At 69.2% G+C, this 26,005-nt stretch carries 22 protein-coding genes, 1 pseudogene and 2 CRISPR repeat arrays (1 of these 25 running past the window's edge); of the genes and pseudogenes, 9 read left to right on the top strand and 14 right to left on the bottom strand.

Going from position 1 to position 26,005, the window contains the following annotated elements; all coding sequences use genetic code 11:
• Window positions 1-47: direct repeats of the CRISPR family, unit length 29 nt; unit sequence GTCCTCCCCACGCCCGTGGGGGTGAGCCG (it extends 1,264 nt beyond the left edge of the window).
• A gap of 76 nt (window positions 48-123) precedes the next feature.
• From istB to ACQP1K_RS28990, 5 genes are all read right to left on the bottom strand, one after another.
• A complete protein-coding gene (istB, locus tag ACQP1K_RS29010) occupies window positions 124-903 on the bottom strand; it encodes an IS21-like element helper ATPase IstB (RefSeq protein WP_433501811.1) in 780 nt (259 codons plus the stop codon).
• Window positions 900-2,387, bottom strand: coding sequence for an IS21 family transposase (gene istA / locus ACQP1K_RS29005; RefSeq protein ID WP_433501810.1), 1,488 nt, complete (start codon window positions 2,385-2,387; stop codon window positions 900-902). The genes istB and istA overlap by 4 nt, the downstream gene beginning before the upstream one ends.
• Window positions 2,388-2,592: 205 nt before the next feature.
• A CRISPR array of direct repeats spans window positions 2,593-3,967; the repeat unit is 29 nt; unit sequence GTCCTCCCCACGCCCGTGGGGGTGAGCCG.
• A gap of 19 nt (window positions 3,968-3,986) precedes the next feature.
• A complete protein-coding gene (locus ACQP1K_RS29000) occupies window positions 3,987-4,868 on the bottom strand; it encodes a hypothetical protein (protein ID WP_433501809.1) in 882 nt (293 codons plus the stop codon).
• On the bottom strand, window positions 4,858-6,495 hold the full coding sequence (locus ACQP1K_RS28995; protein WP_433501808.1) for a relaxase/mobilization nuclease domain-containing protein: 1,638 nt from the start codon (window positions 6,493-6,495) through the stop codon (window positions 4,858-4,860). The genes ACQP1K_RS29000 and ACQP1K_RS28995 overlap by 11 nt, the downstream gene beginning before the upstream one ends.
• Window positions 6,492-6,887 carry a plasmid mobilization protein gene (locus tag ACQP1K_RS28990; RefSeq protein ID WP_433501807.1) on the bottom strand — a complete coding sequence of 132 codons (396 nt, stop codon included), beginning with the start codon at window positions 6,885-6,887 and terminating at the stop codon, window positions 6,492-6,494. Before ACQP1K_RS28990 ends, ACQP1K_RS28995 begins: the two co-directional genes overlap by 4 nt.
• 98 nt (window positions 6,888-6,985) lie before the next feature.
• Here ACQP1K_RS28990 and ACQP1K_RS28985 point away from each other — a divergent pair, with 98 nt between their 5' ends.
• Both ACQP1K_RS28985 and ACQP1K_RS28980 read left to right on the top strand, forming a co-directional pair.
• Window positions 6,986-7,255, top strand: a complete 270-nt coding sequence (locus tag ACQP1K_RS28985) for a hypothetical protein (RefSeq protein ID WP_055483699.1) — start codon at window positions 6,986-6,988, stop codon at window positions 7,253-7,255.
• Window positions 7,248-7,679, top strand: a complete 432-nt coding sequence (locus tag ACQP1K_RS28980; protein WP_433501806.1) for a hypothetical protein — start codon at window positions 7,248-7,250, stop codon at window positions 7,677-7,679. Before ACQP1K_RS28985 ends, ACQP1K_RS28980 begins: the two co-directional genes overlap by 8 nt.
• A 223-nt stretch (window positions 7,680-7,902) precedes the next feature.
• Here the strand turns inward: ACQP1K_RS28980 and ACQP1K_RS28975 are convergent, their stop codons facing one another.
• From ACQP1K_RS28975 to ACQP1K_RS28960, 4 genes are all read right to left on the bottom strand, one after another.
• Window positions 7,903-9,384: a hypothetical protein gene (locus ACQP1K_RS28975; protein WP_433501805.1), complete on the bottom strand. Its 1,482-nt coding sequence runs from the start codon at window positions 9,382-9,384 to the stop codon at window positions 7,903-7,905.
• Window positions 9,385-9,391: 7 nt separating this feature from the next.
• Window positions 9,392-9,736 carry a helix-turn-helix domain-containing protein gene (locus ACQP1K_RS28970; protein WP_055483880.1) on the bottom strand — a complete coding sequence of 115 codons (345 nt, stop codon included), beginning with the start codon at window positions 9,734-9,736 and terminating at the stop codon, window positions 9,392-9,394.
• Window positions 9,733-10,809 (bottom strand): tyrosine-type recombinase/integrase, encoded by a 1,077-nt coding sequence (locus ACQP1K_RS28965; RefSeq protein WP_433501804.1) that lies wholly within the window; start codon window positions 10,807-10,809, stop codon window positions 9,733-9,735. The genes ACQP1K_RS28970 and ACQP1K_RS28965 overlap by 4 nt, the downstream gene beginning before the upstream one ends.
• Window positions 10,810-11,284: 475 nt before the next feature.
• The gene (locus tag ACQP1K_RS28960) at window positions 11,285-14,122 is read right to left on the bottom strand and encodes a hypothetical protein (RefSeq protein ID WP_433501803.1); all 2,838 of its coding nucleotides are present in this window, start codon (window positions 14,120-14,122) and stop codon (window positions 11,285-11,287) included.
• Between the two features lie 880 nt (window positions 14,123-15,002).
• Between ACQP1K_RS28960 and ACQP1K_RS28955 the strand changes: the two genes are divergently transcribed.
• Together ACQP1K_RS28955 and ACQP1K_RS28950 are read left to right on the top strand one after the other, a co-directional pair.
• The gene (locus ACQP1K_RS28955) at window positions 15,003-15,941 is read left to right on the top strand and encodes a ParA family protein (protein WP_433501802.1); all 939 of its coding nucleotides are present in this window, start codon (window positions 15,003-15,005) and stop codon (window positions 15,939-15,941) included.
• Window positions 15,938-16,816, top strand: a complete 879-nt coding sequence (locus tag ACQP1K_RS28950) for a hypothetical protein (RefSeq protein WP_433501801.1) — start codon at window positions 15,938-15,940, stop codon at window positions 16,814-16,816. Before ACQP1K_RS28955 ends, ACQP1K_RS28950 begins: the two co-directional genes overlap by 4 nt.
• Here the strand turns inward: ACQP1K_RS28950 and ACQP1K_RS28945 are convergent.
• On the bottom strand, window positions 16,786-17,676 hold the full coding sequence (locus ACQP1K_RS28945) for a hypothetical protein (RefSeq protein WP_433501800.1): 891 nt from the start codon (window positions 17,674-17,676) through the stop codon (window positions 16,786-16,788). The two genes, ACQP1K_RS28950 and ACQP1K_RS28945, sit on opposite strands and share 31 nt — an antisense overlap.
• A 490-nt stretch (window positions 17,677-18,166) precedes the next feature.
• Between ACQP1K_RS28945 and ACQP1K_RS28940 the strand changes: the two genes are divergently transcribed.
• The gene (locus tag ACQP1K_RS28940; RefSeq protein ID WP_433501799.1) at window positions 18,167-18,559 is read left to right on the top strand and encodes an ester cyclase; all 393 of its coding nucleotides are present in this window, start codon (window positions 18,167-18,169) and stop codon (window positions 18,557-18,559) included.
• 279 nt (window positions 18,560-18,838) lie between these two features.
• On the opposite strand, the pseudogene ACQP1K_RS28935 reads toward ACQP1K_RS28940, so the two are convergent.
• Window positions 18,839-20,045 (bottom strand): annotated as a pseudogene (locus tag ACQP1K_RS28935) (RNA-guided endonuclease InsQ/TnpB family protein); the annotation flags it as partial.
• A gap of 240 nt (window positions 20,046-20,285) precedes the next feature.
• Window positions 20,286-21,155, bottom strand: a complete 870-nt coding sequence (locus tag ACQP1K_RS28930; protein WP_433501798.1) for a helix-turn-helix transcriptional regulator — start codon at window positions 21,153-21,155, stop codon at window positions 20,286-20,288.
• A gap of 112 nt (window positions 21,156-21,267) precedes the next feature.
• Here ACQP1K_RS28930 and ACQP1K_RS28925 point away from each other — a divergent pair, with 112 nt between their 5' ends.
• Both ACQP1K_RS28925 and ACQP1K_RS28920 read left to right on the top strand, forming a co-directional pair.
• Window positions 21,268-21,966 (top strand): SDR family NAD(P)-dependent oxidoreductase, encoded by a 699-nt coding sequence (locus tag ACQP1K_RS28925; protein ID WP_433501797.1) that lies wholly within the window; start codon window positions 21,268-21,270, stop codon window positions 21,964-21,966.
• A 278-nt stretch (window positions 21,967-22,244) separates the two neighbouring features.
• Window positions 22,245-22,910, top strand: a complete 666-nt coding sequence (locus tag ACQP1K_RS28920) for an SDR family NAD(P)-dependent oxidoreductase (protein WP_433501796.1) — start codon at window positions 22,245-22,247, stop codon at window positions 22,908-22,910.
• Window positions 22,911-22,954: 44 nt separating this feature from the next.
• Here ACQP1K_RS28920 and ACQP1K_RS28915 read toward each other — a convergent pair whose 3' ends face one another.
• Complete coding sequence (locus ACQP1K_RS28915) at window positions 22,955-23,326, bottom strand: winged helix-turn-helix transcriptional regulator (RefSeq protein ID WP_433501795.1); 372 nt, start codon at window positions 23,324-23,326, stop codon at window positions 22,955-22,957.
• A gap of 78 nt (window positions 23,327-23,404) precedes the next feature.
• Here ACQP1K_RS28915 and ACQP1K_RS28910 point away from each other — a divergent pair, with 78 nt between their 5' ends.
• Window positions 23,405-23,815, top strand: a complete 411-nt coding sequence (locus ACQP1K_RS28910) for a RidA family protein (RefSeq protein ID WP_433501794.1) — start codon at window positions 23,405-23,407, stop codon at window positions 23,813-23,815.
• A 254-nt stretch (window positions 23,816-24,069) separates the two neighbouring features.
• Window positions 24,070-25,392, top strand: coding sequence for a Na+/H+ antiporter NhaA (gene nhaA / locus ACQP1K_RS28905; RefSeq protein ID WP_433501793.1), 1,323 nt, complete (start codon window positions 24,070-24,072; stop codon window positions 25,390-25,392).
• Between the two features lie 63 nt (window positions 25,393-25,455).
• Here nhaA and ACQP1K_RS28900 read toward each other — a convergent pair whose 3' ends face one another.
• Window positions 25,456-25,896, bottom strand: a complete 441-nt coding sequence (locus tag ACQP1K_RS28900) for a CBS domain-containing protein (RefSeq protein ID WP_433501792.1) — start codon at window positions 25,894-25,896, stop codon at window positions 25,456-25,458.
• Between the last annotated feature and the right edge of the window lie 109 nt (window positions 25,897-26,005).

Raw genomic sequence — 26,005 nt, 5'->3', positions numbered from 1 at the left:
CGCCGCTCAGGAGCGTCTGTCCTCCCCACGCCCGTGGGGGTGAGCCGCAGGACGCGGGTGTCAACGGTCACGAGCGTGTCGCCGCTGGTGGCCAGGTAAATGTCCCCAGGTTCTCGAAGTTGACTACTTCTTGATCAAGCGTCCGCCGCTGCGGGTCCGGGCCTGCCGCATGCGGAAGGACTCACCTTCGGTGACCACGACGATGCTGTGGTGCAGGAGCCGGTCCAGCAGGCTGACCGCGGTGGTGTGCTCGGGCAGGAAGCGCCCCCACTGGTCGAAGGGCCAGTGCGAGCCGATCCCGAGCGCGCGCCGCTCATAGGCCGCGGCGACGAACCGGAACAGCAGCTGGGCGCCGGTGTCGTCCAACGGGGCGAACCCGACCTCGTCGATGATGACCAGGTCGGCGCGGAGCAGGTTCTCGATCACGCGGCCCACGGAGTTGTCGGCCAGGCCCCGGTAGAGAGCCTCGACCAGCTCGGCGGCGGTGAAGTAGCGCACCTTGTGCCCGGCCTGGATGGCCGCGATGCCGAACGCGATGAGGCTGTGGGACTTGCCGGTGCCGGCCGGCCCGACCGCGCAGTAGTTCTCCGCGGCACGCACCCATTCCAGCGAGGCCAGGTAGTCGAACGTCGCGCGAGGAATGGAGGAGGCGGTGACGTCGAACTCCTCGATGGTCTTGACGACCGGGAACGTGGCGGCTTTCATCCTGGCGCGGGCGTTGGACTCATCTCGGGCGGCCAGTTCGGCGTCGATGAGGGTGCGCAGGAACTCCTCGGGGTTCCAGCGTTGGGTGCGGGCGGTGACCAGCAGTTCGGGGGCCAGGCGCCGGATCGTCGACAGTTTCAACCGGCGCAGGCCGGCGTCCAAGTCGGCTGCCAGGGCGGGAGCGGCGCTCGCGGTCACCAGGCACCTTCGATCGCCTCGAGCTTGTCGAGGGTGTAGTCCGACAGCGGCCGGGTCGGCACCTGCGGCAGCTTCAGCACCAGCGCGGTCCCGGGCGGGCGGACCTGCGCCGTTCCGGCTCCGGCGGCCAGGATCGAGCGGACGTCTTCGGCCCGCCGGCGGCGGAAGGCAACCGCCCGCTCCAGCGCCGTGCGCAGTTGCTCGTCTCCGTGGGCGGCGCGCAGCGCGGCCATCTCGACCAGATCAGCGGCAAGGCGGGTGTTGCCGGATGCGGCCGAGCCGGCCAGGAAGGTCTCAGCGATCGGGCCGAGCGCCAAGAACGCCTTCTCGGTCTCGGTCCTGGCCCGGGCGGCGCGCCGGGGCGCGGGCCGGGGACCGCCGTAGTGCTCGTCCAGGACCGACGCCTGGCCGGGAGCGATGGGGGCGTGGTCGGCGACGACTTCACCCGTGGCCATATCAGCGATCAGCAGCCGGCCGCCGCTCTCGACCACCGAGACCGTGGCGCCGATCCAGCGGGTGGGCACCGAGTAGCGGGCCGAGCCGAACCGCACACACGACAGCTTGTCCACCTTGCGCGTGACCGCCGGGGTGCCGATCTGCGGTCGCAGCGACGGCAACGCGCCCATCACCTCACGCTCGGCCGCCAGCCGCTCCAGGGGGATCGCGCAGATCTCCGAGTGCACCACCGTGTTGACCTCCGCGCACCACTGGCGGGCCGCGACGTTGGCCGCCATCAAGTCATTGAAAGGGGCCTGGGGGACGACCAGGTCACGCTTGGCGTAGCCGACCAGGTTCTCCACGATCCCCTTCGACTCCGGGTCGGCCGCCTCACACCAGTCCGGGCGGAAACGGTAGTGGCTGGCGAAACGGACGTAGTCGGCGGTCGGGATGACCTTGTTGGCGACCACCCCGCCCTTCAGGCAGCCCATCCGGTCGGCCAGCACCGCCTTGGGGACGCCGCCGAGTTCCTCGAAACACTCCGCCGGTAGCGCCAACGTGGTGGCGGCGCGCTCGTTGTCGGCGAAGCGGACGAACCGGTAACGCGACCAGGCCAGCACCGCGCAGAACACATGCAGCCCGCCCCCGGCGTTGCCCCAGTCGATGACCAGCATCTCCCCGGGCGCCCACACCGCCGGACGGCGCCCCCGGTGGTGGCCTTGCCGCCAGGCCTTCTTCTGCGCGGCGACCAGACGTCGGAAGTTACGCGCTGAGCCGGTGTATCCGGCGGCCTTGGCCAGCGGCAGCAGCCGTTTGGCGGAGATCTTCCCCGAGGTGTTCTCCACCTTCTTGGCCACCAGGTCGGCCACCGCGTCGTAGTTGCGGTCACGGCGTTTACGGCCCGGCGCCTTGTCCCCAGCCAGCGCCTTCTCGATGATGCGTTTGACGGTCTTGTGCGTGGTGCCGCACATCTGGGCGGCCCCGCGGTAGGTGCCTACCTCCCGGTAGGCGGCGATGATGTCCATGACTTCCCCCGAAGATTTCATGGCCGGGCAGACTCCCTGGGCGGTGATCTCGTGACTGGCTGACACCGTCACGATCACCGTCCAGGGCCCCTACTTCATGACGACACGCGCATGACAAGCACGAGAAGCGGGGACTTAAACCGGCCACCAGCGGTGACCTCGAACTGGCCACCTGTGGGGACTTTTACAGGGCCACGGACACGGGCGTACCTGTGCGGCAGACGCTGTCCTCCCCACGCCCGTGGGGGTGAGCCGATGTCCCGGAGGGCCTGCCACTGCGCGCCGTCGTCCTCCCCACGCCCGTGGGGGTGAGCCAGGTCACCAACGCCCGTAAGGACGCGGTGGAGGTCCTCCCCACGCCCGTGGGGGTGAGCCAGGAGATCTGCTACCACGGCGACGACAACGGCCCGTCCTCCCCACGCCCGTGGGGGTGAGCCGCGGACCACCCGCCGAACCTACCGGTGTCCTGGGTCCTCCCCACGCCCGTGGGGGTGAGCCGCGGACCACCCGCCGAACCTACCGGTGTCCTGGGTCCTCCCCACGCCCGTGGGGGTGAGCCATCTCGCGGACGAAGGCCGACCGCGAGACCGGCGTCCTCCCCACGCCCGTGGGGGTGAGCCGCCCCGCTCCACGTCCTACCTGGCGAGCACTCAGTCCTCCCCACGCCCGTGGGGGTGAGCCGGTCAGGTAGCCAATCAGGCAAAACCGGACACAGTCCTCCCCACGCCCGTGGGGGTGAGCCGTCGTCGTCCACGTTCGCCGCGCGGACGGATTTGTCCTCCCCACGCCCGTGGGGGTGAGCCGTCCTCGGAGGCGAGAGCACGGGCGACACGGGCGTCCTCCCCACGCCCGTGGGGGTGAGCCGGAGACCGCCGACCACCAGATGACCGTCATGCAGTCCTCCCCACGCCCGTGGGGGTGAGCCGTTCGCGGGGAACCCGGTGACGGACTGGAACCCGTCCTCCCCACGCCCGTGGGGGTGAGCCGTTCGGGTGGGGCGTACGCCCAGGAGAGGAGGTGTCCTCCCCACGCCCGTGGGGGTGAGCCGTTCGGGTGGGGCGTACGCCCAGGAGAGGAGGTGTCCTCCCCACGCCCGTGGGGGTGAGCCGAGAGCACCACATGGACACCGCCGTCCTGGACCGTCCTCCCCACGCCCGTGGGGGTGAGCCGACGCGCTTGTATCCGTCCCGTTTGATCAGGGAGTCCTCCCCACGCCCGTGGGGGTGAGCCGACGCGCTTGTATCCGTCCCGTTCGATCAGGGAGTCCTTCCTCCCCACGCCCGTGGGGGTGAGCCGATGCTGGCCGCCGCGCGTGCCGACCTCGGACTGTCCTCCCCACGCCCGTGGGGGTGAGCCGCTGCTGCGCGTCTCGGTCGAGCTGTCCCAGAAGTCCTCCCCACGCCCGTGGGGGTGAGCCGGGCGGGGTCAAGCAGGGCGACGACGTGACCGCGTCCTCCCCACGCCCGTGGGAGTGAGCCTCCACCGGCCGCGCCAGTCCCGGGCCTGCCAGGGTCCTCCCCACGCCCGTGGGGATGAGCCGGCCATCAAGACCGGCACGATCCTGCGGGCCGAGTCCTCCCCACGCCCGTGGGGGTGAGCCGGATCAGCACCATGCGCGCCTCACGAGCTGGTGCGGGCCGCCGCGCTCGAGGTGAGTTCGCGTGGTCGGGGAACGGCCGGGGCCTCGTCGGTCGCCGCCGTGGCAGTGGATGTGGCCTTCACGACCTGGTCGATCGTGTGAGGATGGTCGAGAGCGGCCAGGGCCACGGCCGTACGAGCCCGCTCGGCCACGGCCACGTCGATGGCCTGCGACGGAAGGTTGGTACGGCTTTCCAGTGCCGAGCGCAGTTCTTCGACGTGCGGTGGGGCGCCGCCGGGGCAGGCTTCCATCTCGTCGAGGAGTTCCCGTGCCCGCTGCTCGGCGGCGTGCTCCCACCGTGAGCGCTCCCAGTCTTCGCGGAACGGGCCGTGTTCGAAGCGGTCGAACACGGCCTCGTGCCCCTCACCGACGGTCACGACGGGACGGCGCGGGGCAGGGTCGCGGGCGTCGCGGGAGAACGACGCGGCGGTCTCGCGCATCGCCTCCAACCGCCCCAGCCCGTCCGCGCGTAGCTGGTCGTAGTGCGCCATCGCGTGTGGGTGCAGCGTGCGGAGTCGTTCCTCGCATTTGCGTACGGCCGCCTCGGCGGTGGGGTCGTCGTCCGCGTGTGGGACGGCCGCGCTCCAGATCCTGCCGACGTCGAGCAGGTCGGCCTCGCCGAGCCAATGTGCGTCGTGGGCGGGTGCCCAGCGTGCCCGGGCGGCCTGCCGTAGGGCGTGCGCCTGCTGCTCCAGTGCCCGTCTGGCCGCGAGGTCACGGGCCTGCGCGATCTCGGCACGGCGTCGCTGCACGTCGACTGCGACTTGGGCGGCGACCGTGAGCAGCGAGGTCAGCTGGGCCGTACGGCCTGCGGCACGCCCCAGCGCCTCGCGAATCGGATCACCGTAGTGTTCACCATCCATGTCGAGGCTCCCTGATGCCGGCGGCGGGCTGCCCTGGCGGGTCCTGGCGCAACCGTACGGGCGGAGCCTGGCCGGGGGGCGTTGCCGACACCGTGACCTGGGTGAGCAACCGGTCCGCGGCCTGGCGGGCGGCATCGGCCTGGGCCGCCTGCCGCTGCGCCCGGCGCAGGTCGGCGACCGAGGCGACGAGGGAGGCCAGGGCGCCGGCCAGGGCGACGCCGGCGAGCGTCGTGTCCCGGCCGCCGGTGGTGCCGGCGAGCGCCAGCAACCGGGCGGCGGCGCGCAGCCGTACGCCCTCCGGCGAGATCACCGGGATCCGCCCGTAGGCGTTGCGTGCGGCCCGCTCATACTCCTCGGCCGCCCTCACCAGGACCGGGTTGCCGAGCGCGGCGGCGGCGACGCGCAGGACGTCGGCTGTAGCCCAGGCGATGTCGGCGGCGGAGTCGGGGTCCTGCCGGATGCGGGCTGCCGCAGTCGATGCCGCCTGGGCGGCCTCGCCGTACAGTGCCTCCCGCTCGGCTTGGGTCCATCCCCGGCCGCCGGCGGCCCACCGCTGCCTGAGGCGGGGCAGGGTGAGCCAGCCGGCCAGACGTCCCCCGCCGTACCAGACCGGCTCGGCCGGCGGGGTCGTGCCGGGCAGGCTGACGGCGTATCCGGTGACCTGGCCGGGGTTGATCTCGCTGTGACGCAGCCGTACCAGCACACCCGCCTCGGCCAGGCGGTGGAAGAAGTCTTCCTCGCCGTGCGCCTCGCGGGCGGCGGCCGCGGCCTTCTCGCGGAGCTCGTCTCGGGGCGTACGACGCCAGCGGGCGCACAGCTTGGGCCAGGTCAGGTCGGCGGCCAGCTTTCCGCCCCCGTACCAGGCCAGGGCCCCGGCGGGGGTTCGGTGGTGATCGAGCGCGACCGCGTACCCGACGACCCGGCCGCTCTCTCCCCTGCGCAGCCTGACCTGCACGCCCGCCTGTGCCAGCCCGCGCAGGAAGTCTTCGGGTGAGGCAGCGGCGGCGGCAGCCGCACCGACCCGGCGGTGCAGGCCCTCGCGCGGGATCTCATCCCAGCCGTGCCGGCCGGTCTGCTCGCGCTCGCCGCGGGTGGGCCGCCGGGCCGCCGTACGGTCCCCAGGAGCGGTACGGCGCAGCCCGAGCTCGACCTCCATCGCCCGGCAGGCCTCCCGCACCCGGTAGAAGTCGTTGGAGATGCCAGGCCTGTGGCCGTCCTGGCGGGCGAGGGTGGCGACGATGTGGATGTGGTTGTCGCCGTGGTGGACGGCCACCCAGCGCACCGCCTCGGTCTCCTGGCCATGTGGGGCGAGCCCGGTCCTGTGCATGATCTCGCGCGCGACTCGGGCCCATGCGGCGTCGGTCAGCTCCCGGTCCTGCGGGGCGGCGCGGGCGATGCAGTGCCAGACGCGCTCGGCCTCGCCGATGGCCGCGGGCGGCTGCCGCAGCAGGGCGGCGAGCCGGGCCAGGTCGTGTTTTCCGTTCGGCCGCAGGGGTGGCTCGAGTTCGGCCGGATCCCGCCATCCGGCGACCAGGTGCGGGTTGACGTGTTCGCTGGCCCTGCCCGGGCCGTACAGGTAGGCGAGCAGTCCGGTCACGCGGCCGCCACGCCGCACCTTGCCGATCATGGGAGTTTCCGCAGTACGGCGCCGGCCGCCTCGTCGAGCCGTCCGACGAGCCGCATGCAGGCCGCCGCATACGAGCGCAGGGTCGGCGGCTCCTCCCCGGTCGAGTGCAGCACCGCCACCGTCTGGTTGAGGTTCACCCCGATGCGCCGGACCTGCTCGCTCGCCCGCATGAGCTCCCGCAGCGCCTCCCGCAATGGGGCGACCTGCGGGCCGGCCTCTCCGCGGGCGGCGGCCAGGGCGGCGTTCGCCGCGTACGCACCCCGTGACAGTCCCTCGCGGACGGCGGCATCCTCCAGCTCGGCGTACTCGCCGTCGTCGAGCCGGAACTGCACCACGTGGGCCCGCTTCGCGCCCCGCCGTCTGCGACGCCGCCCCTGTCCGTCCCCGTCCATCGCCTCGAACGCTGGCCGTACGGCGTTGCCCCCGATGTGACCACGACCGAGGTCGTTTCCGTCGGATCCCGGCCCCGAAGCTGAGTATGATTCCGAGTATGAGCGGAGATCGGAAGGCGCGAATCACCATCACCGTGGACCCCGACGTCCTGGAATACGCCGAACATCTGGTCGCCGCGGGCAAGGCCACCAGCGTGGCCGCCGTCTTCAACGACGCCATCGCGGAAAAGCGCATCACCGACCAGCGTGCGCTGGCCCTGCTACGCGAACGCGCCCGGCAGGCCGACCCGGCGCGGGTGGCCCGCATGATGCGGCATGTGAACCGCCAGCTCGCCGAGCGCGGTTTCCCGGCGGCCTCCGGTGAGTGACTTCACCCCCACGCCGTACATTCTCGACACCAGCATCCTGGCCGACGTCGCCCGTGGGGACGCCGACCTGATCGGCCTGCTGCAGGACTTCGACCGGGCGGGCCAGCCGCTCATCATCCCCGCGCTGGCGGCCACCGGCGCGCTCCTCGACGGCCGCGGATCACCCGAAGCGCAGGCGCTGCTCGCCGGCCTGGCCGCGTTCGAGCACGCCATCGTCGCCCCGCTGGACGGCATCGCCCAGGCCGCCAAGCTCGTCGACACGATGGCCGCCACCGGGCTCGACGTCCACGACGCGCACGCCGCCGCCATCGCGGATGTGTCGATCTGCCCGATTCTCACCCTGCGCGCCGAGAGATGGCGGCGGCCGTCCCACGCCATGGACAACCCGCTGCACGTCATCGAGATCGCCGACCCCGACGAGTAGGCCGCGCTCTGCCGGGCAGGCGTTGACCGCCGGGCCGTTAGGCCACCTGTCGCACGACCGCGCCCGGTCGTACGGCTCCCGCCTCCGGGAGCCGCATAAGCATGGCTTACACATATCTTGCTTCCGCGTCTGCGGCGGGTTCACGGTGACTGAAGGTTCTTCAGCGGGAACCCGCCGCTGTTCGGCGTTCCAGGGTCGCGATTGCGTCGGGTTCGGGTGCGACTCACGCCGGGGACGGTGGTCGACGTCGGGTGCCGGAGTAGGAGGCGGCGGGAGCCTCGGCTGAGGCGGTGGCGGTTTCGATGGGTCGCTCGAGCAGGTGCCGGGCGATGTCGGCGTAGGCGATCGCGGTCGCCGAGCTGAGGTTGAACGCCATCGCCAGGTGCAGGGGGTCGGCTTCGACCGCGAGCGCTTCGTGCAGAATGCGGTCACCGCGGATCTGCTCGAGCTGGACGCCCTGCAGCAGCAGATGGCTGCTGAGGTAGTAGTCGCTGACCGGCTGGGTGCCGGTCGCGGTGACCGTCGAGACCAGCACGTACCGGTTCGGCGTGTGCGGCCAGGTGCACTGGCGATGCTCGAGCCAGGCGACCAGGGCATCTCGCACGAACTCCGGCAGCCGTTGAAAGTGACCGCCGAGCCGGATGCGCCGACCAGCGAGGTCGACGTCATCGAGGGTGAGCTCGCGGATCGCGGTCGCACGCGCGGCGTGGACGGCGGCCAGAGCGACGACCAGCCGCTGAGCCGGAGTGACCGCCACGCGCCGGACGGCGGCGATCTGTGCGTCGGTCATCGGGAGCAGCATGCGTGCCGGGGCTCGGCCGACGTGCAGCCGGCGGGTCGGGTCGGCGAAGATCAGACGCTTCCGCTTGGCGAAGCCAAACAGCGACCGCACCGCGGTGAAGGTGCCCGCGCGGCGGTGCCCGCGCAACTGGTCGAGGACGGCACGAACGTCGTTCTCGGTGATCTCACGCAGCTGGTCGCGGGTCGCCGCCCAAGTCACCAAGTGCGGCCGGACCCGCCCGAAGTAGGCATACAGCGTCGAGTGCGACCGCGGGCGAGCGCGCTGGTCGCCTTCCAAGAGCAGCAGCAGCCACGCGCGGACCTCGGCACGGAATCCGGGCGGAACGGCCTGGCAGCTCTGCTCGATCCAAGCCCGCATCGTGGGCACGATGTCGTCGACGAGCAGCCCGAGCTCGTCCAAGACCTGCGCCATCCTCGCGAGCCGACTACCCCTGGAGACGCCGGTCACCGCCTGGAGGTCGCTCAGCTGGACCGGCTCACCCTCGGGGTGCCCCTCAAGCACGGCACGCAGGCCGGCCAGCACGCGCCAGCGGGAGGAGGTACTCCAATCCGCGATCTCGGCGGCCTGCCCTGCATGCCGCAGCACGACCTGCATCGTCGGCGCGAGGGCGGGCTCGCCGGCCACGTCGTCGTAGTCGGCCGTGGCGCTGTGTCGGCGAGCGACAGGTGGGCGGCAGGTGTGGCAGTGCCGCCGACGCCGTCCGCCGCGGCGCTGTCTTGCGCTGCGGTCGACCGGGCCACCGCAGGTCAGGCAGGGCGCATCACCGGCCCCGTCCACCTGGGCAGGCCGGTGCGGGCGGCAGGTGTGGCAGTGCAGGCGCGGCCGCCCGCCGCGTGGACCGGTGCTGCGCTCGACGGGTCCTCCACAGGTGTGGCAGGAGGCTGCGTCGGCGTGGTCTGCCATGGGCCTGTCAGCGTGGCGGCAGCGAGCGGCCGGTTCTCGGCCTGGGCGTCACGACCCGAACCGGGCCCGTGGCAGTGCCCTGCTGCCCGACCGCGGTGCCGGTCGCCTCGGTGCCCGACCTGGGTGCCGGAACCTTATCCGGTTCCGCGGTGATCAGCTCGCTGATCTCACAACCGAGCACCGCGCAGAACGCATCCAGCTCTTCGGGGCGCAAAACACTGGGCTGGCCCGACCACAGGCCCGACATCTTCCCCGTGCTCAACTCCACGCCGCGGTCGGCGAGCATCCGCCGCAGTTCACTGGCCTTCCAGATGCCGCGGTTGGCCGCCGCCAGGCGCAGGTTCCACTTCATCCAATCAGTCCTTCCCACCGCTGCGCGGCGCGCTGCTGGCCGCGCATCACGGCGTCCTCGATGCGGGTCGCGTGCACGTGGACATACCGCATCGTCGTCGAGATCCACGAGTGGCCCAGCAGTTCCTGAATCGCGATGATGTCCACTCCCGTCTGGTAGAGCTGGCTCGCGCAGTAGTGCCGCAGGACGTGCGGGGTCAGCCTGCCCGCCCAGGCGGGCAGGTGCCGGGCCACCGCGCCCGTCAACGCGCGCCGGACCACATCGGGGCGCACCCGCGTGCCCGGGCCGTCGCTGCGGCGACGCTCGGAGGGGAACAACGGCGCGCCCGGCAGCGCGTGGTCGGCGTCGAACTGCCCCCATACCTCCTCCACGAACCACGCCAGTGCGCGGTCGGCGCCGCCGATCAGCGGCACCACCCGCTGCTTGGGCCCCTTGCGGCGGGCGCCCTTGCCATAGCGGACGTTGAGCTTGCCGAACCGGCCCAGCTCCCACCGGACGTCGTCCAGGTCGAGCATGCAGGCCTCGTTGATCCGTAATCCCACATCCGCCGACAACCGGGCCACGATGTAGTTGCGGGCAGCCGGGGCGAACTTCCGGCAGGACGCCAGCTCCTCGCGCCAGCCGGCGAACAGCTGCTCCAGCTCCGCCTCGGTCGGCGGGATCCGCAGCCGCGCCTCGACCGACATCCGGGGCCGGTTCATCTCATCGATCGGGCACTCGACGACCCGGCCGGTCAGCTCGTGCAGCTCGACCTTGTGGCGCAGCTCCATGAACTCGAAGTAGGTCACCAACGCCTGCGCCCGGGCCGCCCGCGTCGAGGGCGACACCCCGCGCAGGGCAGTGCCGAAGTAGCGGTCGGCGTCTGGCGGCTGCATTTCCCACAGCGGCCGGTCGAACCACTTGCGGATCAGCTCGAGGTGGGTGGTGTCGCCGCGGATCGTGCTGTCGGCCAGCCCTGCCGCATGCCGCGCGAGCACGAATCCGGCCAGCACGTCCAGCTCGAAGTCGGCGAGTTCCTCCTCCGTCGCCGGTGCCCGGCGCTCCCGCAGGGAGCGCACCACCGCGAGCGACAACTCCCCTCCTCGATGTTCAGCCAGAGTGAAACATCATCATTGATGCGGTGATTCTTTCAGGTATGGCAGAGATCCTTCAACCCTCCGCCTTGATTCTCCTGAGACACCCGATGTCACTGGCCAGGTGCTCAAACGCGTCCCGAAGCAACACAAGGGCAGCCAGAAACCGAGCGGTTATTGCATAGGAGTACATCGCGTTCACCCACGCTGAAGGTTTCCACGATTGTCCTGGGCCGCCGAACCTGACGGATGTCAGACCCAGGTTGCGACCGATCTTGCGAAGGTCGGAATCGCCCTCCTGATTCGCTGCCGAGGATCCGGCCGCCAGCGGGGCCGAGATGATCTGCTCGGTGAGCCGGCCCACGCCCGGCTGAGGCTGAGGCCCAGAGCTCCGGCGCCGCGGACGGCCTGCCGGAGCTCTGGAAGCCGGGCCACGCCCAGCGCGGCTGCCAGTCCCTCAGCGGGGCGGCGACGATTACTGCTTGACCTTTTCGATGATCTTGCGCAGCCGTATCGCCTCCTCCGAATCGCCGATTCCGCCGAGCTTGAGCCCTCGAGCGATGGGCTTGAGCCGCCAGGCGGGGAGGACCACCGCCGCGCCACACAGCGCCGCGAGGGTGGAGCGGTCCGAGCCGGGGCTCTCGTCTCGCATGTACGTGAGCAGCGCGTCGGCGAGATAGCACTGGGTCTCGATCGTGACGCGGCCCGCCGGCTTCCCGAAGAAGTCGATGAGCAGCGGCATCACGGTGGCCTTGGCCTCCACGTTCTGGATCGCGAACGCGCAGTATGAGGCCACGATGCTGTTCCGGTACCGCGCGATGCGGGGATCGTCATTCGGGACGAGAGCCAGCGCCTGCAGGTGCTCTTTCACCGGGTCGACTGTGAGCGCGGCGAGATCGACCGGCGTCTTGCTCGGCTCTTTCGCACCGGGGGGCGTGCTGGTCGCCAGGTGGCCGAACGCGTAGAAGCACTCGACCATCGTCTCCTTCGACTCGTGGCCGGGGTTGATGCGCACGTACTGCCCCGAGGTGCCGCCGACGCTTGGGATTCCGCCGACGTAGGACGTCCGGAGGAACGAGAAGCTGTCGCGTTGATCGATCGTGACGAGCTGATTGAACAGTTCGTCGACATCGCCGGTGGGCGTTGAGCGCAGGAGCAAAGGGATGCCGTCCACATACGGAGCCCCCTGCTTCAGGTCCGATCGAGCGATCGGCCAGCAGAACTCGTCCACGAACTTGGCGTTCCTGGCGGCACTGCGCACCAGCTCCAGCTCGTCGCGATGTCCGTGTTTGAGCATGTGCACCACGAGCTGCGCCTCGTCGTACCGGGCGAGATCAAGGGCAAGGTCCTGCAACAGCGCCTCGGCTCGCGCGAACGCGGATTTGGGGTTGTCCTTCATCGACAGCATCGTGAGATCCCCGGCGGCCACCTTGCCGGTGCCGAAGGAGGCGTACTTCTGGAAGCTCTTGCACAGGAAGACTTCAAGGCTTCCATCGGCGATGGCGCCTTTCAAGCCGTCGAGCACGACCTCGAGCTGGGTCTTGCCGCCGGGCCTGGGCGCGATCTCGATGGTGGTGTCGAGTATCAGCGCGAACGGCGCGTCATCCGTCTTGCGTGTCTTCAGGCCTTCCAGCACGCCGGCCACGAGCTTGTCCTCCGCCGGCGCGATGTAGGGCGTGCTCGGGTTCAGTGCCGCGATCAGGACGTCCTTGTGCGGCGTCACCGTCTCGCCTTTCTTGAGTTTGCCGAGCAGCAGCGCGGTCTCGTAGTAGTCGATCTCTTCGGTGGAACGCGAGACCTGACCGTGACCCCGCGACGACAGCGCGATGTACAGCGCCGTCCCGAGTGCGTCCATGCCGCTCGTCATGAGGTGGCTGTCGAGCTGGATCCGTTCGTCGACCAGTCGCGCAATGCTCGGCGCCCGTTCCAGCAGGACCTCCCGCATCGTCCTGCGATAGTCGGTCCACGTGTAGTACTTGCCCGCGGCTACCACGATGCCGATCTCGTCCATCATGAGGTCCACCGCGCGCATCGCCACCGACGGGTTCTCCTCGTTCTCCACGACGATGTCGAGGAGCCGGCTCAGCGAGACCAGGGCGTTGGCGGTCAGCGCGTCGAAGCGTTTCGGGCCGAGTTTGTCGGTGAGGCCAAGCACGAGGTGCTCGATCATGGCGCACACGGGCGCCAGTTCGCCCTTTCCGCGCGCGATCTCCTGCAGCCGCGAGAACGGGCTGCAGGTGATGAGCTGTGCGAGGTCGGCCTGTGTGTCGACTGTGAAGTCCTTCGGGGGCGGGTTCTTGCCCACGTCCATGAGCTCGTACAGCTGGTACGCCGACGGTGTCGCGCCGAGATCCCGCAGGATGTGCTCCCAGTCGACGCCGCTGGGCTTGTCGGTGCCACTCAGCACGCTGATGCCCGACTTTCCGACGAGCGGCCTGATCGTGAGCCCGGCCAGCGCCTCCGTGCTCACCACCATCCCGAGCTTGCGCAGCACGCGCGGGCTGTTGACCAGGATGTCTCCTGGGCCCGGCTTCCCGCCCACCTGCAGCTTGTCCAGGAAACTCCGCATGGCTTGGCGGAAGTTCGTGCGCCAGTAGGTGACCGCGAGCTGGTTCTGGGCCGACAGGCCGCCCTTGTCGTTGCGCTGGGTCCTCGCCGCCCGGAAGCCGATCTGCTCGACGAGGTGCTCCTGCGTCGTACCCTTCACCGTCTTACTGAGCTCGATGCGGCGGTTCTTCGAGTACGGGAGTCTGCTGCCGCCGATGGAGTTGACGAGCTTCAACGCCTCCAGGAGGTGGCCTATCGACGATGCGTCGCGCACGTCGTCGGTGCGCTGCTCGAGCTCGGCCAGGTCGACGGTGACCTTGTCCGTCGTGACGAGGTTGAGCGCCTCAAGCTTCTGCCTGTCGCGGCCACCCGGGGTCTTCTCCGGGAGCTTCTCAAGCTTCTTCGGCGGCAGGAGGTCGAGGCGGTGAGACACGTCGTCGTGCTGCGGCACCGCCTGTTCCTTCGGCGTCTCCAGCGTCGAGTGAGTGAGACGAACCTCGGCGGTCTTCTTGAGGAAGCCGCGGGCGACCTCGCCGTGGAGCCGGGACGCGATGAGCCGGGACATCGAACTGCGCTCGCGTGCCGAGCGCTTGGCCAGCGTCTCGGCGATGAGGTTCACGGAGGCGAGCGCCTCGGTCGGGCTCATCTCCTTCTCCAGCGCCTCGGCCACCGCCTCGGCGGTGGTCTCGTTGGGCTCCTTGACGAATGCCTGCCAGCCCTTCGGCAACGCCGCTTCTGTCGAAGACTCGCTCGACATGCTTGACATGACTTCCTCCTGTTGGTCCATGTGCAGAGACGGACTTACGACGCCGGCGGCTCCCTGATGCTCGACCTCGGACCGTTCCAAGTCAATGGGTGCGGGCTCCCGGGCCGCATTCGGACACGTCGGTTGCACGCCGGAGCGGCTTCGCACGGATTCAGCGCTGACCGGCCGACTGGTGCACTGACGGGATCAGACCACCCGATCGGGTCGGTGATGGGCAGCCTGCAAGATCCTTTACAAAGTAAGTAAGCGATGGGAAGGGGGCGCCCAGACTCGGATCGAGCCCTCCTCTTCATGTTCGCCACGGACGCAGCGGCCATGGATCTCGGTTCCGGTGCCCTTCAGGCGAAGATCACGGACTGGCTCTTTACTAGATCACCTCAACGCACTTCGGAGTGCATAGTCGCAGGTAGAAGCCGATAGGTAAGACGATAGGCAAGACGATAGACGACCAATAGATAGTTAGATAGTAAATCAGATGACCTTATGATAGTGATTTAGATATGTAAACCAGTAGTGATATAAATCGTAAATTACAATGGCCATCAGATGGGAGATCAATAGTAATTACGACAGTGTTTTGAATTGACCGATAGGTGTACCGATAGCTCGTCCGTCAGAGCGCCAGGGAGTGAGTGGGCAAGGGGCGACGCAGGACCGCCCGTGGGGGCAGGTACGAGCGGAGCGGCACGGGGACGGGAGCGGGGCGGCCAGGGGGCCCCCGCCCGCAACGGCAGATGTGTGCTCAGCGGCAGAACCCGGGGATATGACGCGCGCGGAACAAGGGACACGCCGGAAACTTGAACCGCTCGGGTGCTTGAACGCCCCACCACGCCTCTGCTACCACGGATGCGAACTACAACCAGGGATAGAGGAAACCGACATGAGCAGCCCCGCTGGATGGGTTGAGGACGAGGCGGCGCGAGCCGCAGCGTTGAAGCGCGTTATCGCGGTCGTCAACGAGAAGGGAGGGGTGGGTAAGACCTCCATCACGGGCAACCTCGCAGGACAGGCGGCATCGGCGGGTTACCGCGTACTGGTGGTGGACCTCAACCGACAGGCCAACCTGGCGCAGGACCTCGGGTACCGGCACAGGCCCGAGGTCGACGACGAAGGGGCGGACCTGCTGACGGCCATCATGACGGGCCAGCCGATGAGACCGGTGAAGGGCATTCGCGAGAACCTGGATGTGATTCCCGGCGGGACCCAGCTGGAGAACCTCACCGGGGTCATGCTGACGCGGATCCAGAACCACGGGGAGACGGCGTTCCTGTCGCTCGCCAAGGTGCTCGCGCAGACGGCCACCGAATACGACCTGGTGATCATCGACTGTCCGCCAGAGAACACGATCCTGGACGACCTCGCGCTGGGGGCGGCGCGATGGGTCCTCATCCCGACCAAGAGCGACGACGGCGGCGTCGAGGGCATGCGGCTGGTGGCCCAGCGCTTCGTGAAAGCCCGAAAGATCAATCCGTCGATCGGGCTCCTCGGCGTTGTGCTGTTCGCCACCGGCACCACCTCCACCCAGATTCACGCGCAGGTCCGCAAGAAGGTCGCCGCGGCGTTCGGCGGGCAGTCCCCGATGTTCCAGACGCGCATCCGCCACTCGGAGCGGGTCGCGGTCGACTCACGTAAGGGACGCCTGGCCCACGAGCTGGAGCAGGCCGCCAAGGACCAGCCGCGGTGGTGGCAGGCCCTGCGTGAAGGCAAGCAGATCGAACGGATCTCGCCCACGGCGGCAAGCGTCTCCGCCGACTACCAGGCGCTCGCGGTCGAGGTGCTCAGCGTTCTGGCCGCGGCCGAGCAGGAGGCCGCCGTATGAGCGACGACCTCTCCTCGATCTTCGGAACACCCGCGACCGCCCTGGGGGGCATCCTCTCCAGGAAGTCTCCGTCGCCGGCGGGTCAGGACCAGCCGGAGGCGGGAGCCGTACGGACCCGGCCCGAAGAGGCGCCTCCCGTCGAGCGGCCAGCAGTGCCCGCGGAAACGGGTGAGAACGATGCTCCTGCCGTACGTGAGGAGCCCGAGGCGAGGCCGGAGCCGCCGAGCACCTCCACCGCGCCGAAGCGGACCCAGGAGGATCACGGGAGCCCCGCTCGCACGGCTCCCCCGGCCAAGGAACGTGCCCGCACCGCGCCCGCCGGGGCCGATCGTCCTCATGTCACGCCGGCCAAGCCCAAGCGGCCCGCGGCATCCCGTACGGCTCCCGCCGCTCCCGCCGTCCGGGAGCCGCGTGCCGTACGGCCGGCGGCCACGCCGGCGCCCCGCTCTCGGCCCGCACGGACCTCCGCGCCGGTCGAAGACCTCGACGTGGAGGTCACCTCCCAGTTGTCGGTCTACGTGCTTCCTGAGGCCGTACAGGCGATCCGCCGGGAACGGGAGAGCACCGGCCGTCTCAACGCCGAGATCGCCTTCGACGCGATCGACTCCACCCAGGAGGTCCTGCAGCATCTGGTCGAGGCGCGGCAGATGGCCCCTCGCGCCGAGGGAAGCCTGTTCCCCGCCCGCCGGGCCGCCCGCCGCGGCCGCAGGCGGATCAGCGAGCAGCAGGCCAGGACGCTGTGGACCATCCAGATCACGCAGGCCGAATACCAGGTGCTGAAGGATCTCGTGGCCGAGACCGGAGCCGACTCCGTCAGCCAGCTCGTCTCCGCGGCCATCGAGGCCTACCTCCTGGACGACGACCCGGGACGCTGACCCGTGTGGCCCTTCAAGCCCGCCGGGGCAGTTCGTCTGACCGTGATCAGTAGTGGCGAACGGACACCGAGGTGGGCTGCGGAGTCGGCGATGACCTCGGCCAGCCATCCGACCGCGTCACACGACCATTCGGCGAGGTCCCCGCGCAGCACCACCCCATGCAGGGGTGGACCGCCCCAGAAACCGTCGTCGATCGGCGGAGGGAGGACGTCGTCCCGCCCGATGGCATCGTGAGACCGGTGACCGAACACGTCCTGGTCCAGTCGATCGAGGCGGTCGGCGAGCCGTCCCGCGACGGCGGGGATCGACGGCTCGCGGCCGCTGTTGATGCCGACCTCCACGGATGTCCTCGCCCGCGGGTCGCACCCGGCGAACCAGTGGATCGTACGCATCGACGGTACGGCCACGTACGGCGGGCGAATCGAAGCGTCGAGGCCCTGAACCGGTAGGAGGACCTGTATCGCGGAAAGCTGTGTCTTACCGGCCCGTTCCGTTGTCTCCCCGGCGCATCGAAGGAAGGGCTGGACCGGTAGCGGCCGGTCACCGACCGGCGCGCTTGCCTCCACCTGGAACCACGAGATCAGCCCTGAACCGGGAGCGGCCAGAGGGTGGTTCCACCCGGCGTCGTTCATGCCCCACAGGCCGGAAGCGCCCGGCGTGCCGTCGCCTCGCACCGCAGTCGCCTCGTCGAGCCAGCCCATGGCGAGCGACCGCTGGTAGAACAGCTGGTAGGCGTCGTGCTCGGGATCGTGCCAAGGGTGCGGGACCAGCTCGCCATATAAGGCGGCGAACATGGTGCCCGCAGTCCGACGGCCCGCGGGCACCATGCCCGGCTGTGCTGGGACGCCGCGCTCCGGCATGCTGGGTTCTCCCCTTGTCTCACCGCTGCGACGTCGCTCAGATTAGTTCACCCGGCAGTTGACGTCCGCTGGTTCATCGGCTTCTCGGCGGTGTCGATCTCTGCGCTGACGGATGTCGAGGGTCGCGACCCGGGGACTGAGAGCGTACGAACGGAAAGTCGTGTTAGCGGATCGGCCGGACGGGGCTGGTGTGACATTCCGTCCCGGAGTGGACCTGCCGGAAGATCGGACGGCCCTGGCCGTCTGGATGCGCTCCACCGCCGCGGCGTCGAAGGCGCGATAGCCCGATCGGGCCGGGTCGGCGTCGCGGTGGCCGCACCTCGCCCCAGCGGTCGCGGCGAACGTGGTACTCCCGATCCCTAGGCTCGGAAGAGCTCTGGGCCACCACCGCCGCCGTCCCTAACCTCGGTGGTAAGTCGAGCGGGGCACCGGTCCCCGCTACTTTCCCTCGATCCACTGACAGGAATCGACGACCCCGAAGGAGAAACCCATGAACGGCTCCGACCTCAAGGACTGGTACCTGCGCTACGTGGCGGCGCTCAACGCCCACGAGTTCGACGGTATGGACGAGTTCATCGCCGACGACGTCGTGCTGAACGGCGAACCGGGCACCCGCGACGATGTCATCGCGGTCCAGAAGCACGACATCGACGCCGTCCCGGACCTCCACTGGGAGGTCAAGGAGTTGCTGTTCGACCGGGACCGGATCGCCGTGCGCGCGATCAACACCGGCACCCCGGCGAAGGAATGGCTCGGCGTTCCTCCCTCCGGCGCCTCCTTCGAGATCACCGAGTACGCCATCTACAAGGTCAGCAACGGTCGCTTCGTACAGATGACGGCGCTGCACGACTCGTCCGACCTGCTGCGGCAGCTGGCCGCCTGACTCTCCGAACGCGATTGCCACCGCTACGGAGTCAGGTTCGCGAGCGGAACCGCCTACCGGCCCCCGGTAGGCGGTTCCGCAGGTGGAGCGACTTTGCCGACGCCGTTTCGGCCGATCGAAGCCGCGGCGACCGAAAAGTCCTCGTGCACGTCTTCGTATCCGGTGGTACCGGGTATGCCGGCGGTGTCATCGCCTCGCGGCTCCGGCCTGCTGCTCCACAGGCATGTCGTCGACCAGCCGGAGAGGGACGGCGTTGACTTCCTCCCCTCCCTGAAGGGAGGGGATTCCGACCGTCGCCGGTCGGATCTTCCTGCTTCACCGCCGGTCGCCTCGTCCGAGAGGACTCTCGTTGAGGTCTTACACCAGCTCCACAGGCGTTTTACCTCTCCGCCAGCCCGGCGGCGAGGATGTTACGTGCGGCGTTGACGTCCCGGTCGTGGACCGCCCCGCAGGCGCACTCCCACGACCGGACGTTCAGCGGCATCGCCTCTTGCAGGGTGCCGCACGCCGAGCACAGCTTGCTGCTGGGGAACCACCGGTCCACGGTCACCAGCGTGCGTCCGTACCAGGCGCACTTGTACTCCAGCATCGAGCGGAGTTCCCGCCAGGACGCATCGGAGATGGCGCGGGCCAGGCTGTGGTTGCGGACCATGGTGCGGACGGTCAGGTCTTCCACGGCGATCACTTGGTTCTCGCGAACAAGCCGTGTGGTGACCTTGTGCAGGAAGTCGCGCCGTCGGTCGGTGATCCGCGCGTACACGCGGGCGACCTTCAATCGGGCCTTCTCGCGGTTTTTCGAGCCCTTCTGCTTGCGGGCCAGGGCACGCTGCGCCTTGGCGAGCTTGCGCCGGTCACGCCGCTCATGCCGGGGGTTGGTGACCTTCTCCCCGGTGGAGAGCGTGACCAGGGCGGTGACCCCAGCGTCCACCCCAACCCGGTTCCCACTCGGGTCGAGTGGGCGGATCTTCTCCTCGACCAGAATCGACACGAACCACCGCCCGGCCGCGTCCCTGCTCACGGTGACCGTGGACGACTCCGCCCCCTCCGGAAGCCGGCGCGACCACACGATGTTCAGCGGGCCGTCCATCTTCGCCAGGAACAGCCGCCCGTCCTTCCAGCGGAACGCGGAGCGGGTGTACTCCGCCGACGCACGCGAGCGCTTACGGGACTTGAACGCTGGGTACTTGGCTCGCTTGGCGAAGAAGTTCGCGAACGCCGCTTGCAGGTGCCGAAGCGCCTGCTGGAGCGGCACGCTGGACACCTCGTTGAGGAACGCCAGTTCCTCGGTGCGCTTCCAGGCGGTGAGCATCGCCGAGGTCTCCACGTAGGAGACCCGGCGGCCCTCTTGGGTGTAGGCGCGGGTCCGCTCCTCAAGAGCCTTGTTGTAGACCAGGCGCACGCACCCGAACGTCCGGGCAAGCTCCTCGGCCTGCTCGGGGGTCGGGTAGAAGCGGTACTTGTACGCCCGCTTCACAAGCTGCGCCATGCCTCACATTTTACCGTACGATCAGCTAAGCATCATGCAGGTGTTCGAGACGGCGGTTCGCCTGGCAGCGAACCGCCTATCCCTGCCCTGCTCCGCAGGGGTCCGATTCCTCCCCCGCCTGAAGGCGGGGGTCTCCTCGGAGGTCCTGATGAATCGGCCATGACCACCGGGTGGCCGTCGGCAACGGCCGCACGAGTGAGCTGACCGCCGACCTCGCCCGCTCCGATGACGCCGACGTGGTCACGCGTCGCTTTTCAGCAAGGAGATGATGCCGGCGAGCTCGAGCTTGGACTCGTCCTCGCTGCCCGGGACCGCCGTGTAGGCGACGATCTTGAGGTCGGTGTCCCCGTCCGTCAGGACGTCAGAGTCGACGCTCACCTCCCCGATGACGGGGTGCCGGATGGTCTTGCGGTCCTCGGCGTGCCGCCCCACGGCGGCCTCGGCCCAGAACGCGGCGAACCGGGGATTGCCGGCGACCCTGCTGGCCACCAGCTCGGACACGCGCGGATCGTCGGGGAACCGGGCCGCGGCTCGGCGCAGGTCGGCCACGAGGGCCCGGTCGGCGGCCTCGGCGTTGACCGGGATCACCGGCCAGCTCGTCAAACGGCCGCGGTCCGAGGCGACCGGGAAGCGCAGCCGCACCAAGTTTCGCTCCTCGGCTCCGATCCGCGTGGGTTCGCCGAACAGTGCCGCCCACCTGGCGTTCCACCAGACCAGCTTCCAGTCGGCGGCGAAAACCGCGACCGGAGTGGAGTCGAGCAGGGTCAGCAGCCGTCGCATGCTCGGCGGAATGTCGTCGACGACCCGCTGGTCCTGCGGCGGCCTCAACCCGGCAAGCCGATGGAGGTGGTCCCGCTCGTCCTGGGAGAGCCGCAGCGCGCGCGCCAACGAGCCGACGACCTGATCGGAGGGGCTGACGGCCCGGCCCTGCTCGAGTCGCACAAGATAGTCGACGGACAGACCGGCCAGCTCGGCGAGCTCCTCACGCCGCAGGCCCGGCGATCGACGCGCCCTGTCCACCGGCAGTCCGACGGCTTTCGGTGAGAGCCGATCCCGCCAGGCCCGAAGCGTCGCTCCCAACTGATTGTCGACGACATGTCCGTTGTTCACTCCTGCATCCTAGGAGCCGCGCGTCCGTCTCCGCGCTCGCCCGGGTGGTACTGCTGGTCCTACCGAAAACCGTTCCCTGGCCGGTCCGGGCAGACTCGGCGAGGCTTGGGGCATGTCCAAGACCACATTCATCACCGGCGCCAACAAGGGCCTCGGATTCGAGACCGCCCGCCGCCTCACCGAGCTCGGCCACACCGTGCTCCTCGGTGCCCGCGACGTCGATCGCGGACGCCGTGCGGCGTCAGAGCTCGGTGCCCGCTTCGTTCAGATCGATGTCACCGACGATGCCTCGGTTGCGGCCGCGGCCGCCGACGTCGCGGCCAACGAGGGCCGGATCGACGTCCTGATCAACAACGCCGGCATCACGGGCAGCGTCCTGTCGGCCGAGGAGCTGACCGGCGCGGTGGCCGCTCTGGTGCTCGACACCAACGCGGCCGGCGTAGTGCGGGTCACCACGACCTTCCTGCCGCTCCTACGCGCCTCCGACGCTCCTGCCGTCGTCAACGTCACCAGCGGCCTGGGGTCCCTCGCACTCACCCACGACCCCGAACGGGTCGAGTCGACGGTGATCGCCCCCGCCTACGCGGCCTCCAAGGCCGCCGTCACGATGCTGACCATGCAGTACGCGAAGGCGTTCGGCGACATCCGCTTCAACGCCGTCGATCCCGGCTACACCGCGACCGACCTCAACGGCCACACCGGCACCCAGACCGTGACCGAGGGAACCGACGCCATCGTGACGCTGGCCACCGAGAGCCCCAGCGCCGGAACCGGGCGGATCATCGACCGCTACGGCCCCCTCGCGTGGTGATGCGGAGCGGACGACGCCTGGCCTCCTCCCCGATCCCACCGGCGCTCGCAGCGGCCGCGGAGCGGGATACGACGGCCGTACGCGCCCTCGACCGGACACGCAGGACCTAGCCGGGGGATCGTTTGGATCTTGCCGACCCGAGCGGGGCCTGGCACGGACTCCCCGCTGTCTGAAAGGCGTGGGAGGTGCACCGGTCGCACGCACCAGCCCTCGCTCGGGTCGGCGGCAAGGCACCATGCCCGAGGCCGGCCTGATCCGGACGACACTCCCAGGGCTCCGTGGACGACACCCCGCTGCGTGAGTCCTGGTGCACCGCTCCGGGTCGACCCTCCCGGAACCACCATGCCACCGAAAACACGCCGAGCCGGCCCGCGATCCGCGCGACGCCCGGTTCGTCGCCCATGCGCGTCCGTGACCACGGACGCCTGACCCGGCACCACATCACCGAGAGGAAGACTCATGACCGCACAGCCGCTCAAAGGCAAGACCGCCTTACCGGAGGGTCCCGAGGAGTCGGCGCCGGCATCGTCGCGCGCCTGGCAGCCGACGGCGCGGCAGTGGCGTTCACCTACGCCCGGTCCGATGAGCACGCGGACGCCGTAGCGGCCGCGGTCGTCGCGTCGGGAGGCGCCGCCTTGCCGATCCGCGCCGACAGCATGCATGAACAGGAGGTCGAAGCCGCCGTCACACGGACCGTCGAGCGGTTCGGCAGCCTGGACATTCTCGTGAACAACGCCGCCGTTGGCTTCGTTGCTCCGATTACCGAGCTGACGATGGACGAGATCGACGCAATGCTCACGATCAACGTACGGTCCGCCATCGCCGCGATCCGCCAATCCCTGGCTCACATGGGCGAAGGCGGGCGGATCATCAACATCGGCAGTATCAACGCCGACTACATCACCGGCTCCTGCCTGAACATCGACGGCGGCTTCACCGCCTGACGGCCCCAGGAAGATCTGGCCGGTGCCGGTCAGGGGGGAAGGGCTCAGAGGCCAGCCTCTTCCCGCCTGTCGAAAGCGTCGCGCGCGCGTTCGATGGTGGGCATGTGCTCCGAGGCCCACGCCAGCAAGACGTCGATGGGCTGCCGCAGGGTCTTGCCGAGCGGTGTGATCCGGTACCTGATCGCCACCGGACGTGTGGAGACGACCTCGCGTTCGATCACTCCGTTGCGCTCAAGCCGGCGAAGGGTGGCGGTCAGCGACTTCTGCGTGACCACGGGAATGGCCCGGCGCAGCTCGTTGAAGCGGCAGGGGCGTTCGCAGAGCTCGTTGAGTACACCGAGGGACCACTTGTCGAGCACCTGATCGAGGAGCTCGCGGTGCGGGGCGTCGATGCGGAGTTCGCCGTCGGTATCCATAGTGAAACCTGGTCTCGTTGAAGTGTCCTTCCGATACTAGATATCTTATAGATACCTATTTTGTGAAGGAGAACAGACATGACCGTCCAGCACTTCACGCCGGAAGGCATGATGCAGCCCACCCCCTACCACCACGTGGCCGTCGGCAAGGGCACGACGCAGGTGCATGTCAGCGGGCAGGTCGCCCGCCAGGCCGACGGAACCCCGGTGGCCCCAGGCGATCTTGCCGGTCAGGTCGCCCAGGCGCTGCGGAACACCGCCCTCGGCCTGGCGGGCGCGGGCGCCTCGTTCGCGGACGTGCTGCGCCTGACGTTTTACGTGACCCAGTGGAGCCCGGAGAAGATCGGCGACTTCATGGCCGGTGTAGAGGCCGTCGCCGAAGAGATCGGCCTCCCGCTTCCCATGCCGCCGGCCAGCCTCATCGGTGCGGAGCACCTCTTCGAGCCGGATGTGCTCGTCGAGGTCGAGGCGACCGCGCTGCTCGACTGATTCGGCGCCCACGGTCCGGGTCGCGTCCGACGTGCGGTGTGAAGCCGTAGTGAGGGCTCTTTGGCGCTTACTTGGTCTGCCCCCCAAAAGGGCTCGTCCATTCCTTTTCTCACAAGGGTCTGACAGAGAGGGCACGGGCCCGTTAGCAACGCCTCCACTCGGCAGACGTGTCAGCCGGTTGTAGAGTGGCGCGTGGTGCGCCGGGAAGTCTGGTCGGCAATGGAAGATCCGTACCCCGAAGCCCGGAGCGCCTCATGACCAACCCCGCCTCGCCGCATAAGCCAGCCCTGCTGGTACGGGGCACCTGGGGCGAGGCGCGCAGGATCGGTGCTGTCCTCCGCGAGGAGACTGTCGGCGGGGCGTTGCTGCTGCTCGGCGCGGTGGTGGCGATAATCTGGGCCAATTCCCCCTGGGGGGACACATATGAGACGCTACGCCACGTCCGCTTCGGGCCCGAAGCACTCCATCTGAACCTGAGCCTGGCCGCCTGGGCAGCTGACGGCCTGCTGGCGATCTTCTTCTTTGTGGCCGGGCTGGAGCTCAAACGTGAGTTCGTCGCCGGTGACCTGCGCGACCCCCGGCGGGCCGCGGTCCCGATAGTGGCAGCGCTGGGCGGGGTGATCGTCCCAGCTCTGCTGTACCTGCTCATCGCCCGAAGCGTAGAAGGCGGGGCCCGCGGGTGGGCGATCCCCACCGCCACTGACATCGCCTTTGCCCTGGCGGTGCTGGCGGTCATCGGCCGTTTCCTTCCTTCGGCGCTGCGTGCCTTCCTGCTCACGTTGGCCGTGGTCGACGACCTGGTGGCCATCGTCATCATCGCGCTGTTCTATACGAAGCATCTATCTGTGGTCCCACTGCTGGCAGCGCTCGCGCCTCTGGCGGTCTTCACCGTGCTGGTGCAACACCGGGTGCGATCATGGTGGCTGCTGCTGCCGCTGGCCGCCGCCACCTGGGCGCTGGTGCATGCCTCGGGCGTGCACGCCACCGTCGCCGGCGTTCTGCTCGGCTTCGCCGTACCGGTCGTGCGAAGCAAGAAGACTGGCGGGCCGGAGGCCGGACCCGGCCTGGCCGAGCATTTCGAGCACCGGTTCCGCCCCATCTCGGCCGGAGTGGCCGTACCAGTGTTCGCGTTTCTGTCGGCGGGGGTGTACCTCGGTGGGCTGGACGGCCTGGTGAGTGCTTTCCGTGACCCGGTTGTGCTGGGGGTCGCGGTGGGCCTGGTGGTGGGCAAGCCAATCGGCATCATGACGGCGACATGGCTTATGGCCCGCTTCACCCAGGCCGACCTGGACGAGGATCTGGCCTGGGTGGACATGCTGGGATTATCAGTGCTGGCAGGGATCGGGTTCACCGTCTCGCTACTGATCGGCGAACTTGCCTTCGGCATGGGTAACGACGAGCATGTCAAGGCGGCGGTGCTGTCCGGTTCTGTGACCGCGGCGCTACTGGCGACAGTGATTTTGCGATCGCGTAACCGCGCTTACCGGCGCATCCGTGAGATCGAGACCGTCGACCTCGACCAGGATGGCGTGCCGGACGTTTATCAGGTCGGCCGACCCGAAGCAGCCGACGGCTGATGCCAGAGGCGATGAGGCTTTTTCGTTGTCGACTCGGCCCGATCGCCAACCTGACCAGGACTGTTACGCCGCGAGAACGCGCTCCAGCAAGGTTTTGAGGGTGAGTGCGCCCAAAAGGCGGTCGCCGTCCACGACCGCGACCAGCGGGCTGCGGGTGCGCATCATGAGTACGGCCACTTGCAGCACGGTGGCGTCGGGGGCGCTGATCGGCAGATCGCGCGGCTGGGCAGGCAGACAGGCTCGCAGGGTTCGGCCGCCCAGTTGGTGCAGGAAACCGTCGGCGTGGGCCTCGTCCACCACCCGGGCCAGGACCGGATCATCCTGGCAGTAGCCGGGAATGACCAGCCGCGCCACCTCGGTCTCCGGCAGGATCGTGAACAGCGATCCGTCGTCGACCACGATAAGGCCGGGCAGGTCCTGCTCGATGAGCAGCTTCGCCGCATCGAGCACAGGTGAGTCCAGGTCGATCACCGGAAGGTCGGTGAGCAAATCACGGGCGCGCACGGTGCATCCTCCGGCTCCAGACGGCACAACGTGCCGACCAGACTTCCCGGCTCACCTGAACCGACTCTATCGGCAATCACGGAAGTTGGATACAAGACGGACGAAAGAG

Source organism: Sphaerimonospora sp. CA-214678, from assembly GCF_050942215.1.
Lineage (GTDB): Bacteria > Actinomycetota > Actinomycetes > Streptosporangiales > Streptosporangiaceae > Sphaerimonospora.
The sequence above is the reverse complement of the archived record's forward strand: the minus strand, read 5'-3'. Positions and strand labels throughout refer to the sequence as shown.